This is a genomic window from Anabaena sp. 54, assembly GCF_017355725.1.
GTDB lineage: Bacteria > Cyanobacteriota > Cyanobacteriia > Cyanobacteriales > Nostocaceae > Dolichospermum > Dolichospermum heterosporum.
In genome coordinates, this window is sequence record NZ_JAAVWA010000006.1 from 1 (window position 1) to 14,217 (window position 14,217).

Annotated in this window: 11 protein-coding genes; 7 read left to right on the forward strand and 4 right to left on the reverse strand. The window is 37.8% G+C overall.

Annotated elements, in window-relative coordinates; translation table 11 throughout:
• Nucleotides 1–296 precede the first annotated feature (296 nt).
• Nucleotides 297–1,001 carry a phosphoadenosine phosphosulfate reductase gene (cysH, locus tag HEQ36_RS08900; RefSeq protein ID WP_053537602.1) on the forward strand — a complete coding sequence of 235 codons (705 nt, stop codon included), beginning with the start codon at nucleotides 297–299 and terminating at the stop codon, nucleotides 999–1,001.
• Between the two features lie 65 nt (nucleotides 1,002–1,066).
• Complete coding sequence (gene sbcD, locus HEQ36_RS08905; protein ID WP_168635189.1) at nucleotides 1,067–2,317, forward strand: exonuclease subunit SbcD; 1,251 nt, start codon at nucleotides 1,067–1,069, stop codon at nucleotides 2,315–2,317.
• A gap of 338 nt (nucleotides 2,318–2,655) precedes the next feature.
• Here the strand turns inward: sbcD and HEQ36_RS08910 are convergent, their stop codons facing one another.
• On the reverse strand, nucleotides 2,656–5,847 hold the full coding sequence (locus tag HEQ36_RS08910) for a DEAD/DEAH box helicase (RefSeq protein WP_168635190.1): 3,192 nt from the start codon (nucleotides 5,845–5,847) through the stop codon (nucleotides 2,656–2,658).
• A 644-nt stretch (nucleotides 5,848–6,491) separates the two neighbouring features.
• Between HEQ36_RS08910 and era the strand changes: the two genes are divergently transcribed.
• Complete coding sequence (era, locus tag HEQ36_RS08915; protein WP_039202571.1) at nucleotides 6,492–7,466, forward strand: GTPase Era; 975 nt, start codon at nucleotides 6,492–6,494, stop codon at nucleotides 7,464–7,466.
• A 178-nt stretch (nucleotides 7,467–7,644) separates the two neighbouring features.
• Nucleotides 7,645–8,151 (forward strand): dihydrofolate reductase, encoded by a 507-nt coding sequence (locus HEQ36_RS08920; protein ID WP_168635191.1) that lies wholly within the window; start codon nucleotides 7,645–7,647, stop codon nucleotides 8,149–8,151.
• Nucleotides 8,152–8,277: 126 nt separating this feature from the next.
• Here HEQ36_RS08920 and HEQ36_RS08925 read toward each other — a convergent pair whose 3' ends face one another.
• Nucleotides 8,278–9,078: a tetratricopeptide repeat protein gene (locus HEQ36_RS08925; protein WP_168635192.1), complete on the reverse strand. Its 801-nt coding sequence runs from the start codon at nucleotides 9,076–9,078 to the stop codon at nucleotides 8,278–8,280.
• 374 nt (nucleotides 9,079–9,452) lie between these two features.
• On the opposite strand from HEQ36_RS08925, the gene HEQ36_RS08930 reads away from it, so the two are divergent.
• The gene (locus HEQ36_RS08930) at nucleotides 9,453–9,752 is read left to right on the forward strand and encodes a 30S ribosomal protein PSRP-3 (protein WP_015079494.1); all 300 of its coding nucleotides are present in this window, start codon (nucleotides 9,453–9,455) and stop codon (nucleotides 9,750–9,752) included.
• A 100-nt stretch (nucleotides 9,753–9,852) separates the two neighbouring features.
• Here HEQ36_RS08930 and HEQ36_RS08935 read toward each other — a convergent pair whose 3' ends face one another.
• Entirely contained in the window at nucleotides 9,853–11,571 is a 1,719-nt protein-coding gene (locus tag HEQ36_RS08935; protein WP_168635193.1) for a WD40 repeat domain-containing serine/threonine-protein kinase, read from the reverse strand.
• 217 nt (nucleotides 11,572–11,788) lie between these two features.
• Here HEQ36_RS08935 and HEQ36_RS08940 point away from each other — a divergent pair, with 217 nt between their 5' ends.
• Nucleotides 11,789–12,757 carry an orange carotenoid protein N-terminal domain-containing protein gene (locus HEQ36_RS08940; protein WP_039205045.1) on the forward strand — a complete coding sequence of 323 codons (969 nt, stop codon included), beginning with the start codon at nucleotides 11,789–11,791 and terminating at the stop codon, nucleotides 12,755–12,757.
• 174 nt (nucleotides 12,758–12,931) lie between these two features.
• On the forward strand, nucleotides 12,932–13,381 hold the full coding sequence (locus tag HEQ36_RS08945) for a DUF29 domain-containing protein (RefSeq protein ID WP_053537597.1): 450 nt from the start codon (nucleotides 12,932–12,934) through the stop codon (nucleotides 13,379–13,381).
• A 41-nt stretch (nucleotides 13,382–13,422) separates the two neighbouring features.
• On the opposite strand, the gene HEQ36_RS08950 is transcribed toward HEQ36_RS08945, so the two are convergent.
• Nucleotides 13,423–14,211: a peptidase gene (locus HEQ36_RS08950; protein ID WP_168635194.1), complete on the reverse strand. Its 789-nt coding sequence runs from the start codon at nucleotides 14,209–14,211 to the stop codon at nucleotides 13,423–13,425.
• Nucleotides 14,212–14,217 lie beyond the last annotated feature (6 nt).

Genomic DNA, 14,217 nt, shown 5'->3' on the forward strand with positions numbered 1-14,217 from the left:
TTGGGGGAGTTGGGGGAGTTGGGGGAGTTGGGGGAGTTGGGGGAGTTGGGGGAGTTGGGGGAGTTGGGGGAGTTGGGAAGGGAATCAATTTTCTCTCAAACCCATTTCCTCAATCATCGGCGGGGATAAGTAATGGGACAGAATTAATTACACAATTGATTTTTCTGTTCCCTGTTCCCTGTTCCCTGTTCCCTCTCTCAACGAGTGAATTTAATTTTGTCCGACTACTTATGTGCCTATCTTCTTATAAGATTAGATTTAACAAAAGTAAAAAATCTTGGTTTTAGAGAAAGATCATGACAACTTCTATCGCCTTTGACTTAGCATCACTAAATCAGCAATTTGAAACTGCAACCCCTACAGAAATCCTAGCCTGGTCTGTAAAGAACATCCCCACAGGATTAGTCCAAACTAGTGCCTTCAACGTTGATGACATCATCTTGACACACATTTTTTATAGCGAACTTCAGCATCCCGTACCCGTTATTTTCCTAGATACCCTTTATCATTTCCCCCAAACCCTAGAATTGGTAGCTAAAGCCAAAGAAATCTACAACCTAGATTTAAAAACCTATAAAACCCCAGACGTAGATAGCCGTGAAGCCTTTGCTGCTAAATTTGGGGAAGCTCTTTGGGATACAGATATTACTAAATTCCACGACATTACCAAAATTGAGCCACTTCAACGCGGTTTAGATGAGCTTAATACTGTAGGTTGGATTACTGGTCGTCGTCGGGATCAAGCCGTTACTCGTGCTACCATGCCCGTATTTGAACTAGATGGTAAGGGAAGATTAAAAATTAACCCTCTAGCTACCTGGACTCGTAAGCAAAGCTGGGCGTATGTAGCTGAACATAAAGTAATTTACAACCCCCTTCATGATCAAGGTTATCCCAGTATTGGTGACGAACCTATTACCACTAAAGTCGGCGAAGGTGAAGACGAACGGGCTGGACGTTGGCGCGGAAGTGAAAAAACTGAGTGTGGAATTCACATTTAATCACACCACTAGATCCCCGACTTCTTGAAGAAGTCGGGGATCTTAACCCTTACAACCAATAAACTATGAAAATTCTCCATCTTTCAGATATCCATATTGGTAGCGGTTTTTGCCACGGGCGCGTTAATCCAGCCACAGGTTTAAACACCCGACTAGAGGATTTTGTGAAAACATTATCTTTGTGTATTGACCGAGCGATCGCTGATCATGTAGATTTAGTCCTGTTTGGTGGTGATGCCTTCCCTAATGCCACACCTGCACCCTATGTTCAAGAAGCCTTTGCTAATCAATTTCGCCGTTTAGTTGATGCAGATATCCCCACAGTCTTATTAGTAGGAAATCATGACCAACATTCCCAAGGTTTGGGAGGTGCAAGTTTAAATATTTATCGGACTTTGGGAGTACCAGGGTTTGTAGTTGGTGATACTTTAACTACTCATCGCCTTTCTACACAAAAAGGAGATGTGCAAATCATTACTCTCCCTTGGTTAACTCGTTCCACTTTAATGACTCGTCAAGAAACTCAGGGTTCTTCTCTAGCAGAAGTTAATCAACTCCTCACAGACCGTTTAGAGGTAGTTATCGAAGGAGAAATTCGCCGTCTTGACCCGAATTTACCCACTGTGCTTTTAGCCCATTTAATGGCTGATAATGCCACTTTAGGTGCAGAACGTTTATTAGCAGTCGGAAAAGGTTTTACTTTACCCTTATCTTTATTAACTCGACCATGTTTTGATTATGTGGCTTTAGGTCATGTTCACAAACACCAGAATTTAAATAAATCTAATGACCCACCAGTAATTTATCCTGGAAGTATTGAACGGGTAGATTTTAGTGAAGAAAAGGAAGACAAAGGTTATGTAATGATAGATTTGGAAAAAGGGAAAGTAAATTGGGAATTTTGTCCCTTACCCGTGCGAACATTTCGGACTATTGAGATAGATTTATCTAAACAAGATGATCCACAAAAAGCATTATTAAAAGGAATTACTAAATATGATATTCAGGATAATGTAGTGCGACTCATTTATAAATTGCGGTCAGAACAATTAGATTTAATTGATAACTCTTCTATACATCAAGCTTTAAGCATAGCACACACTTACACTATTCAAGCCGAATTAGTGAGTCAGTTAGCAAAACCTCGTATTCCTGAATTAAGCGCGAGTAGCAGTATTGACCCAATGTCAGCTTTAAAAACTTACTTAAATAATCGGGAAGATTTGAAAGAAATAATGCCCTCTATGTTAGAAGCAGCACAGAATTTATTAACAGATGATGAGGGAATTTATTTAGTACCCCAAGGAGGTAAGTAGGGGCAAACCCCCTGTGGTTGCCCCAAATACCGGGGTAGGCACGGGGCGCTACCCCTACATTAAATGCCTATCTTCTTATAAAATTAATTTTGCCTGCGTACTTATCAGCAATTCTCTAACCAATTTTGACTATTTGCCTATTTCTGTTTAAAATGTCTTTCTTAGGTGAGTTTATCTAGGGTTTGCTGATAGCGAAGCGTGGTGTTAGCCATACTCCTGAATGGGCGCAGGCCCTGCGCCCCTACCTCCTGATAGCGCAGCGTGGCGTTAGCCATACTTCTAGCCCTCACAGACAACTTTTTCAGCAAGCCCTATCTATATTTTCTAGCATATATTTCTTAAAGTTCATCTTCTTCAATCACAGCATTCCGATCTAATATTAATAAGTTACGAAGTTGGTCTGTATCCATTTCTGTTAACCAATCTTCTCCTGCACTTACAACCTGTTCTGCTAGTTGTTTTTTACTCTCAATCATATCATTTATTTTCTCTTCTAATGTTCCAGTACAGACGAATTTATGGACTTGAACATTGCGGGTTTGACCAATTCTAAATACTCTATCTGTGGCTTGATTTTCAACTGCGGGATTCCACCATCTATCAAAGTGAAAAACATGATTTGCCCTAGTTAAATTCAATCCCACACCACCAGCTTTTAACGATAAAATCATAATTGGTGGTCCTTGGGGGTCATGTTGGAATCTATCAATCATTTCCTCTCTTTGCTTTTTACTGGTACTACCATATAAAAAGAATATCTCTCGTTCTAATTTCTTTTCTAAATACGATTTTAATAACTTACCCCATTCAGCAAATTGTGTGAAAATTAAAGCCCTGTCTCCTTCTGCTAAAACCTCATCTAACATTTCCTCTAGTCGTTGTAATTTAGCAGAATGATGTTTCTCTAAAGTTGCTAATTTCAAATATTGGGAAGGATGATTACAAATTTGTTTTAGCTTCACTAATAATCCTAAAATCATGCCGCGACGTTGTAAACCTTCCGCAGATTCAATTTCTACTAAAGATTCATCTACTAATTGTTGATATAGTGTAGCTTGTTCAGAAGTTAATCCACAAAAAACTGTCATTTCTTGCTTTTCTGGCAAGTCTTGAATTATGTCTTTATCACTTTTTAATCGGCGTAAAATAAAAGGCTGAACCAATGAACGTAATTGATTTAAAGAAGCAGTATCACCATACTTTTCAATCGGCATAGCAAACCGTCTTTGAAAAAATTGTTTATTCCCTAAATAACCGGGATTCAAGAAATCTAAAATAGACCATAATTCTTGCAATCTATTTTCTACAGGTGTACCTGTTAAAGCAATGCGAAATGTCGTTTCTAATTGTCGCACTGCCTGTGATTGTTTCGCATCTGAATTTTTGACATTTTGGGCTTCGTCTAAAACAATTATCTGCCATTCAACTGCTTTTAATAATTTAATATCGCGGTGAATCAGTGAATAGCTAGTAATTACTATATCGTGTTTATTAACGGCTTCTGTAAACGCTTTACCTTTAGGACGTTTATCACCGTGATATTCTAAAACTTTGATTGTCGGGGCAAATTTTTTAACTTCTTTTTGCCAATTGCCCATAACTGAAGTAGGACAAACTAATAAAGTTGGTTTTTCTAGGACATTTTCTTCTTTGAGGTGAAGTAAAAAAGCGATAAATTGGATGGTTTTTCCTAATCCCATATCGTCTGCAAGACAAGCACCTAAACCCCAACGTTCTAAAAATGCTAACCAACCCGCACCTCTTTCTTGATAAGGACGTAATTCTCCCCGAAAACTTTGAGGTGTAGTTAAAGGTTGAATTTCCTGATTATTAGTTAATGCCCCAATTAATTCTGCCAAGGCACCGGAAGCTTCAAAACTTACAACAGGTAATTTCTCAATTACTTGGGTGTCTCCTTTACTAATGCGTAAAGCATCTTCTAAAGAAAGAGACATTTGTTCTTTGCGAGAACTAAAAAAGGTTTGGGCAGTTTTAATATCTTGGGGACGGAGTTCTACCCATTCACCATTAATTTCGACTAAAGGACTATTTAATTTTACCAGTTTATCAAACTGAACTTTAGAAATTGTTTGTCCACCAATTGCCAAATGCCATTGGAAATTTAATAAACTTTGTAAACCCAAACGTCCGGATTTTTCTTGAGGAGTTTCGGCATTAATTTTTAAGCCTAAACGATTTGCCCACCCTTCCCGATTTGCTAAACTAGGCGGTAAAATTACTCCTAACCCGCTATCTTCAAATCTCCAAGTTACCGCTTTGATAAATTCATAAGCTTGCATGGGGGTGAGGTGACAAAATTCGGGAGATGCAGTTTCTAAACTGGGGGTAATTATGGGATACAATCGAGAAGCTAAACCCAAACCTCGCAAAAATGTTTCTTGAGGTTGTGCAATTGGGCGATTTTGATAAACTAATGTATCTACAGGTTGATGCCAAATTGTCGCTGCGGCTATTAAAAATTCTGGGTTATCTGCTGCTTGCAGAAAATACTTCAAAATCCAATCTGGTTCTTCATTTTCTGGAGGAAGCAATTGAAAACAAGTTCTAAATAAAGCTTTGCCTGTAAGTTGATATTGTAATGGTAAAGTCCAAGCTTTTAAAGTAGTTTGTAAACGGTCTCCTCCTGCTGCATCAATTGTATTATTTGCATTAATTAATCCTTGTAACCATTGCTGTAATGTAGCAGGTAAAGACATCATCATTCTCGGTTCTAGGGGAGATTGAGAACCAAGCATTAACCGCAATTGATTATCTGTAATGTGATTGAGGAATGATAATATTAATTCTTGAGGTAATAATGGTAAATTAATGGCTATATTTTCGGTAGTCTGTTGATATGTTCGACAAGCTAAAGGCATTTGTGAAGAGAATTTCTCTAACCTTGTGACATCTATGGCACTATCTAAAAGTATCTGCCATTTGGCAATTAAATTACTATCTTGTTTCTCAACAGTTGGTAAAAATTTACAACGAGAAATTAAATCTAAATGCCATCTGTAAATATGTACCCAAAAATGAATATCTGCTCCTAATAAAGCCGCTTTATTATCGGTTGTACTCAGGGGTAATGATGAGAGAAATTGAATTGCTAATGCTGGAGTGAGACAAAAACCCTCAATTTTCCAAGGATGTAAATATTGTGAAGATGGAGAATCTATATCCACGCTGACAGAATGAACGGGAGAAATTGTCGTTAATTCTGATTTATTACTTTCTGAAAAATAAGTTGGTAAAGAAACTATTTGTGAATGAATAGGTAATTTTATTTCTGTTGGTGGTTTACTTTTAATTCTTTGTTTAGTAGTGGAAGATGGCTGAATTAAATTAGTAATTGATAAATTAGATAATTCTAACCATTCGTTTAATTCCACCGAGTCCATAGCCAAGGGATGTAAAGGAATCTCAGCAGATACTTCAGTATGCACCTGTGAAGAACGCCAAGTTTCTCCCCAAATAAAGAAATAACTATTTTGATGATTTATTACCCAAGTTCCGTGTAAAATTGCCATGTTTTAATATACTAAATAGGGTTTGCTGAATAAGTTGTCTGTGAAGGTAGGGAACAGTTTTAGCTATCAATAGTAACAAACACTAGTAGTTCGTCAAATTTATTTTGACAGGTAATGATCGGAAAAAACTTCTGTTCTTCCCTCCCCTGCCCCCCCTGCCTCTCTTCTCCCCCTACCCCCCCCTACCTCTTTTCTCTCCTTATTATGATACAAGGGGTTTAGCAAAAGCTTAATGGTGTCAACTTAAGCTACAGATAGCTTATTTCTTTGGCTGACAGACCCACTCTGAAATGAATTTCAGGGCTAATACACTACCTTATGCCTTGGTCACGCTTACGCGAACAGGTGAGTCTGGGCTTCTCAACGACTCCTCTATGAGGACAGTAAAATTTGGCTTTATGCTTTTTATTATTTCCATAAATATGCAATAATTAATGTATCTCTAATTTAGTCCTTAGTGAATTGAAATATGAGAATAGAAAATATGGCTACGCCACGCCAGCTATCACAATTTCAAACTTTGCGTCTTTGCTCCTTTGTATCTTTGCGCGAAACATAATTTATACCGTCATTATACAATCCCCTAAATTGAAAGAGAATTTCCCTCAAAGCTCAAAATAATCTATTAATCATAACTGTAAAAAATGCAAGTAGAATCACAAGTATCTGATATTGATAATAATATTTTTACTGATTTCGGTGGGGTCATGATTCCCCAAGCACCGGCTGGATTTAAATCAGGTTTTATTGGCATTATCGGCAGAACTAATGTGGGTAAATCCACTTTGATGAATGAATTAGTTGGGCAAAAAATAGCTATTACTTCCCCCGTGTCCCAAACTACTCGAAATCGCCTAAAGGGGATTTTAACTACGGAAACAGCCCAGTTGATTTTTGTGGATACGCCCGGTATTCATAAACCTCATCATCAATTAGGGGAAGTGTTGGTAAAAAATGCGAAAATTGCCATTGACTCGGTAGATGTGATATTATTTGTGGTTGATGGTACAGTTGCTTGTGGTCCAGGCGATCGCTATGTGGCAGAACTACTAATTAATACTCAAACACCTGTAATTCTGGGGATTAATAAAATTGATCAACAACCAGAAGATGCCCAAAAAATAGATGATAGTTATATTCAATTAGCCGATACCTATCAATGGCAAAGTGTGAAATTTTCTGCTAAAACCGGCGCGGGATTATTGCAACTCCAAGATTTATTAATTAGTCATCTCGAACCAGGTCCATTTTATTATCCACCCGATTTAGTAACAGACCAGCCAGAACGGTTTATCATGGGTGAATTAATTCGAGAACAAATATTATTATTAACCCGTCAAGAAGTTCCCCATTCCGTAGCCATAGGCATTGATTTAGTTGAAGAAGCTCCAAAAATTACCCGTGTTCTCGCCACGATCCATGTTGAGAGAGATTCTCAAAAAGGCATTCTCATTGGTAAAGGTGGAACAATGCTCAAAGCTATTGGTAGTGAAGCTAGACAACAAATTCAAAAACTAATTGCTGGGAAAGTTTATCTAGAATTATTCGTTAAAGTCCAACCCAAATGGCGACATTCACGGGTGCGTCTAGCAGAACTAGGTTATCGCGTCGAAGAATAATATGAGGAATCAGGAAGTAGGGGCGCAGGGCCTGCGCCCAGTTTAGTGGTAGAGAATGCGCCCATTCTAGTGTTATCCATATTTTTGATTTCAACTTTTTATATCATTTACCCATAGTTTACGGTATCGTAAATTCTTACAATTACCTTCTCTGAAAAAACCAGAATATTATCAATTTATGCCGTTAATTAGTCTCATTGCTGCCATTTCTGAAAATCGAATTTTAGCAAACTCAGCCAGAAAACATATTCGTGCTGGTAATCCCTGGAATATTCCCAGTGATGAAATTTATTACCGGCAAATGATCAGAAGACATCCTGTAATTATTGGACGCAAAAGTTATTCTACCATGAGTAAACCATTTCCCGATTGTACAACTATTGTTCTCACCAGAGACACCAATTTTCAAGCCTTTGGTTGTGTCGTGTTGCATTCATTAACAGAAGCAATTGCATGGGCGGAAATGAGTGAAACAGAAGAAATATTTATCGCTGGTGGTGGACAGATTTATACTGAAGCAATCAAATTTGCCGATAAACTTTATTTAACTATTGTTGAAGGTAATTTTGTGGGAGACATATACTTTCCTGAATTTGCCGATTTTGGGAAAGTCACCAAAGAAAAGAAAATGCAGGAAAATGGCTATAAGTTTAATTTTGTGGAAATTGAAAAGTGCGTTAATTAGGTAACGCCACCTTCAATAATTGGCTAAGTAATGGGACACAATTAATACACAACTGATTTTTATGTTCCCCGTTCCCCGTTCCCCGTTCCCCGTTCCCCGTTCCCCGTTCCCCGTTCCCCGTTCAATTTATTGTAATTTCAAAAATCTATCCAAAGCTGCTACCATACTTGGTGGCCAGCGACGGATATTCGTTACCCAATTCATATCCTTATAACGGGTATCCAGTCCATAAGCAGCTACCCAATTACTTTCTGCCTCTCCCTTATTTCCCCTCACCCAATAAGCGGCTGTTAAAGCGGCACGCATATCAGCAAATCGAGGATATTTACGGACTATATTCCGCATCTCGCGGATAGCTTTATCTGATTGATTAGTTTCATATAAAGCTAGGGCATAATTAGCTCTAGCAAAGGCAAAATTTGGGTTAATTTCTGTGGCTTTTTGGAAATCTAAAATCGCTTCTTGCCATTTCCCTAAACCTGTTTTAGCATTACCACGATTATTATAAGCCATAGCATCTTGAGGATCTAATTCTAATACACGATTATAGTCAGCGATCGCCTCCTCCCATCTTCCCAAACCTTCCAACGCCGTCCCCCGATTCAAATAAGGATCTGTTACAGTAGGCGCAAGTTCTACAGCTTTGTTATAATCCATCAATGCGGATTGTAACTTATTCTGACTGACACGAGAATTACCGCGATTACTCCATGCTCCCGCATTAGTAGGAAATTTTTCAATAATTTCTGTCCAATAAGCCTCCGCCGTCACAAAATCGCCTTGATTCGTAGCAACAAAAGCCTTAGTCGCCAATTCATCCCCTACTTGCAACTCCTGAGCGGTAATAGGTTGAGATTCTGCCATAACTGGTGTATTCCAGCCAAAAACCAGCAACAGACTCAGAAAAATACCAATTAGTTTAATCATCTAACTCTGGACGTGATATGCAACAAAATTAATCATATAGCAGAATACAGAAAAACCCGTAGGGGCGCAGGGTCTGCGCCCTCCATTATATTTCACGAGAACGAAAATTGCTGTAAAAAGCAGGGCCTGCGCCCTCCATTATATTTCACGAGAACGAAAATTGCTGTAAAAAGCAGGGTCTGCGCCCTCCATTATATTTCACGAGAACGAAAATTGCTGTAAAAAGCAGGGTCTGCGCCCCCATTATATTTCACGAGAACGAAAATTGCTGTAAAACTAATTGCCACCACAAATGGTCAATTATTCAAAGATTGAGTTAAAATAAGGGGTCGCAAACTTAGTAAGTAAAACCCGGATATTCCCCGGAGGTGTAATTGACCAAGTTCATTTTGAAAATTCTCTGGTTAGACGAAAACGTCGCCCTAGCAGTAGATCAGGTTGTCGGTAAAGGTTCTAGTCCCTTAACCAAATACTTTTTTTGGCCCAGAAATGATGCCTGGGAAGAGCTAAAAAAAGAGTTAGAATCCAAACACTGGATCACAGATGTTGACCGGGTAGAGTTGCTTAACAAAGCCACAGAAGTGATTAACTACTGGCAAGAAGAAGGCAGAAAACGCCCAATGGCAGAAGCACAGTTGAAATTTCCAGAGGTTGCCTTCACAGGTAGCGCCTGATTGTTTTAAATTGGTAATTGGTAGTGGGTAATTGGTGATTGGTCATGGGTAATTAAGTAAAATTATCACCTATCACCAGTCCCCAGTCACCAGTCCCCCATCATCTTCGCCACAATTTGATTGTCTTGTCCTTACTACCACTGATAATCAATCCCCCATCATCCCTCATAACAACGCTAGATACCGAGTCTGTATGACCGACAAGACTAGCAATTTCTGATTTTGTGCTGATTTGCCAAATTTTCACCGTTTTATCCCAACTGCCACTAATCAGCGTTTCTCCATCAGCACTAAAAACTACAGCCACCACTGACCAAGAATGACCTGAAAGTGTGCTAATTAATTCACCAGTGCTAACATCCCATAATTTAATTGTATTATCACCGCTACCAGTCGCCAACAAATTAGGATGAGTGGGACTAAAAGCCACTGTCAAAACTGCCCAAGTATGACCAAAAAGAGTTGTTAATAAGTTAAATTTTCCGTCTTCTAATTTCCAGACCCGAACTGTGCGATCATAACTAGCACTAGCGAAAAGCTGTCCTTGGGGACTAAAAGCTACGGCATTTACTTGTAATTTATGCCCCGTTAAAGTATTCAGTGCTAAACCTGTATTTACATCCCAGATTTTAATAGTTTTATCCCAACTGCCACTAGCTAAAATTTGCCCACAAGGATGAAATGCTAGGGATTTAACAGCATGAGAATGTCCAGTCAAACTATGAATTTTTGCTAATGTCTTCACATCCCACAAATTGATAATTTGATCATTACTAGCCGTAGCTAAAACTGTATCATTATCATTAAAAATGACTGCTGTTATAGATTGAGTATGTCCGGGAAAGTTCCCCATTAATTGCTGATTGCTTAAATTCCATAATTTAATACTTTTATTATCTTCACCACTAGCTAATATTTTGCCATCATGACTTAATGCCACAGTATTAATAGAACTATGAATTTGATTTTCCAGAGTATCAGCAAGTTGCCATAAATGACTTTTATTTAGAGATAATAAAGGCAAATAATTATCTTTAATACCTAAATTATAGACAAGTTGATCTGCTGATTGCCAACGTTCTTGTAAATTATATTTTACGAATTTATCTAGGGTTTGTCCTAAATGTTCACTAATTTGATCAGTGAGATAATCCCGCCATACCCAGCTATTATTAGTCATATCAAATAGTTCAAAAGGAGAAATTTGAGTAAGTAAATAAATACAAGTTACACCTAAACTATAAAGATCACTTGCGAAAACTGCTTTACCTTGTGCTTGTTCTGGGGAAATATATTCTGGACTACCAACTAAATTATCTTTATCTTTATTAATATTGGCAAACTTCATATTCGCAAAATCTCCTAAAACCAAATCATCTAATAAATCTCGACTTTGATTTTTAGTCCGCAAAATAATATTTTCTGGTTGAATATTTCCATGAATAACTTGATGATCATGAATAAACCTGATCACTGGTAATAAGCTTTTTAAAATTTGCCAAATCTGAGTTTCATGAAAACCACCTTGCTTTGCTAATAAACTAGCTAAATTATCACCATCAATAAATTCTTGAATTAAATAGTAATATTCATTTTCTATAAAATGTGTGATTAAAGTAGGAATTTGTGGATGTTTACCTAATTCCATTAATGTCTGTACCTGAAATTGAAAAATTTCCAGCGATTGATATTGAGATGAAACTTGATAAACAACACAAGGAATTGGCGGAAATTGACTTTCATCTACAGCCAAAAAAGTCTGATAAAATCCCCCCTTACTAATGGGTCTAATTAAACGATAACCTTCATTAATCAACACAATTTAGCTCCTAAATTCCTCTCTGCGCCTCTGCGCCTCTGCGTGAAAATAAATTCTCTACCATTAATTACCTATTTTGTCAATTCGTAATTTCTATTATTTACAAAAATTAAGATTTTCATTACATTATTTTCCATAAGACATAAGTTCATCATAAACATTTTTAGCTGATGTCTTCATAGCGACTAATTAACACATAATCTTGGAGATTCCGATTGTGGCTTTAACTATCCAGTCCGCTCAAACTATTTTTTCTAATACTCAACTTCCTAGTCCTATTCCCGCAACAATAGCGTTATTTGATCAACTTAACGTTGATGATCAATTAGCTTATCTTTGGTATGCTTATACTGAAATGGGTAAAACTATTACTCCCGCCGCACCTGGAGTAGCCCGCTTGCAACTAGCAGAAAGTTTGCTTACCCAAATTAAGCAAATGTCTCGTGAAGATCAAACAAAAGTCATGCGGGATTTAGCCAGCCGTGCTGATACTCCTATTAGCCGTTCCTATGGTTTCTTTAGCGTCAACACCAAACTCGCTTTCTGGTTCGAGTTAGGAGAATTGATGAAACAGGGAATCATCACTCCTGTCCCCGTTGGTTATCAAATGTCTCCCGGTGTAAAATTTGTATTAGAAGCCACACAAAAACTTGATCAAGGTCAGCAAATCACCGTATTGCGGAATACCGTAGTAGATATGGGATTTGATACTTCTGATCTTGGTCCTAGCAGTTATCCTAAAGCAGCTACAGAACCTGCTTTCCAACGGACAAGTCCAGTTATTTCCTCCGTTAAAATTGACGGTATTACAGAACCTGCGGTCTTAGGCTACATTGAAGCCATGAATGCAGATAAATTTGATGATGCGATCGCACTATTCACTACCGACGGTGCGCTACAACCACCATTCCAAAAGCCAATTATTGGCCGGGAAGCGATCGCTAAATATATGCGCGAAGAAGCACAAGGACTAAACATGATGCCACAACAAGGTATCTGCGAAGTTCAACCAGACGGTTCTAAACAACTGAAAGTCACAGGAGTAGTACAAACTCCTTGGTTTGGTGTCACAGTTGGAATGAACATTTCCTGGCGGTTTTTAATCAATCCCGATGGAAAAATCTTCTTCGTAGCCATTGATATGCTTGCATCTCCTCAAGAACTCATGAACCTACGTCGAGTGTAATCAAATCATGAGGCTGTCGAAAATCAAATTCACTTGTAATTTCCACAGCCTCGCAATAATAGAGTCAAAGCTATTGACACCGACCAAAAAATTTGTTATCATGAAACCGATGAGGAAGAACTATCTCAATCGTATAAGCGCAACCAATCAAGCTTTAAGCTAAGTTAGCAAATAATGAAAACAGCTATTGAGATCAACAAACTATATGAGTCTAATTACTCACAATGGCTAGAGGAGACAATTAAAAACCTCAAATCTCGTCAATTGGGAGATATTGACTATGATCACTTAATAGAAGAGTTAGAAGAATTGGCGAAAACCGAAAAAAGACGAGTGAGAAATTTATTAGAACAGATTATTAGACACTTATTACTTTATCAAAATTGGCATATAGAAAAGCCTAGAAATGCTAACCATTGGGCAGCGGAAATTATTAGTTTTCGTAATCAAATTAACGAAGAATTAACCACTAACTTACGCAATCATTTAGCAGAAAATATCAATATCATTTATAGTAATGCCTTAGATTATGTTAAAGCCAAAACCAAACTAACCAACTTACCAGAAATCTGTCCTTACACCTTAGATCAGATTTTAGATAAAAACTGGTTGCCTTCATCTTAAAATCTTACCTTTGCGCCTCTGCGTCTTTGCGTGAGATAAACTCAATTCTGTCCCAAACTTGTAGATTGTTCATAAACCCGTTTTAAAGTATTTACATCTCTAATCGAAATAAACGGCGGTTTGCGAACTTGAGAAAAATACATCGTATCAGTATTTAGAAGACTATGACCCCAGATACCTAAAGCATGACCAAGTTCATGACGTGCTGCTGATAGTACATATTCACCAGTTTGACTAGGACTCAGCAGAATCGTAAACCGGTGAGATAAAATATTCTTTTCAGTATATAAATCAAAAGTCGTTAAAGCCGAACGCGATCGCAGTATCTTACCATTAGGTTCACGTTGTAAGGGTGGTGCTTTGCGAGAGATTGTAATATCAGCAATAGCCGATTTTTCCACTATCTGCAAAGGTAAATAAATACTCCATTCTTGAACTGCTTGAGAAACACTATTAACCCATATTTGCGATTGTTTTTCATTAATATCAGTTGGTGTTTCTATCTTCACTTTCACCGGAAACCGTGACCAAATTAAATAACCAACTTTCGTAGATTTAATTTGATCAAAATAATCTCCACTATTCGTTTTATCTTGCCATTGTGCCAGAGTCGGTGGTAAAGGATAGTTTTTTTGGATAAATTGGGAGTTTCTTTCCTGTTCCCTCACACCAGCATTTACTTGAAAGTTAGTCAAAACAACCAGCAGTCCTGTACTTAATGCTAAAGTCAGAACTGCTGCTTGTAGTGAGCGAAGCGATGCACTGAGCTTGTCGAAGTGTCGAACTATTAATCTTCGCCAAAAGTTTTGATTTTGGGTGATTTTTCCCATTTTCAG

What these genes read in the sequence shown, in the direction of transcription:
- HEQ36_RS08925 (WP_168635192.1), bottom strand. Translation starts at nt 9,078, where the DNA reads ATGATTAAACTAATTGGTATTTTTCTGAGTCTGTTGCTGGTTTTTGGC.
- sbcD (WP_168635189.1), top strand. Translation starts at nt 1,067, where the DNA reads ATGAAAATTCTCCATCTTTCAGATATCCATATTGGTAGCGGTTTTTGC.
- HEQ36_RS08950 (WP_168635194.1), bottom strand. Translation starts at nt 14,211, where the DNA reads ATGGGAAAAATCACCCAAAATCAAAACTTTTGGCGAAGATTAATAGTT.
- era (WP_039202571.1), top strand. Translation starts at nt 6,492, where the DNA reads ATGCAAGTAGAATCACAAGTATCTGATATTGATAATAATATTTTTACT.
- HEQ36_RS08920 (WP_168635191.1), top strand. Translation starts at nt 7,645, where the DNA reads ATGCCGTTAATTAGTCTCATTGCTGCCATTTCTGAAAATCGAATTTTA.
- HEQ36_RS08910 (WP_168635190.1), bottom strand. Translation starts at nt 5,847, where the DNA reads ATGGCAATTTTACACGGAACTTGGGTAATAAATCATCAAAATAGTTAT.
- HEQ36_RS08945 (WP_053537597.1), top strand. Translation starts at nt 12,932, where the DNA reads ATGAAAACAGCTATTGAGATCAACAAACTATATGAGTCTAATTACTCA.
- cysH (WP_053537602.1), top strand. Translation starts at nt 297, where the DNA reads ATGACAACTTCTATCGCCTTTGACTTAGCATCACTAAATCAGCAATTT.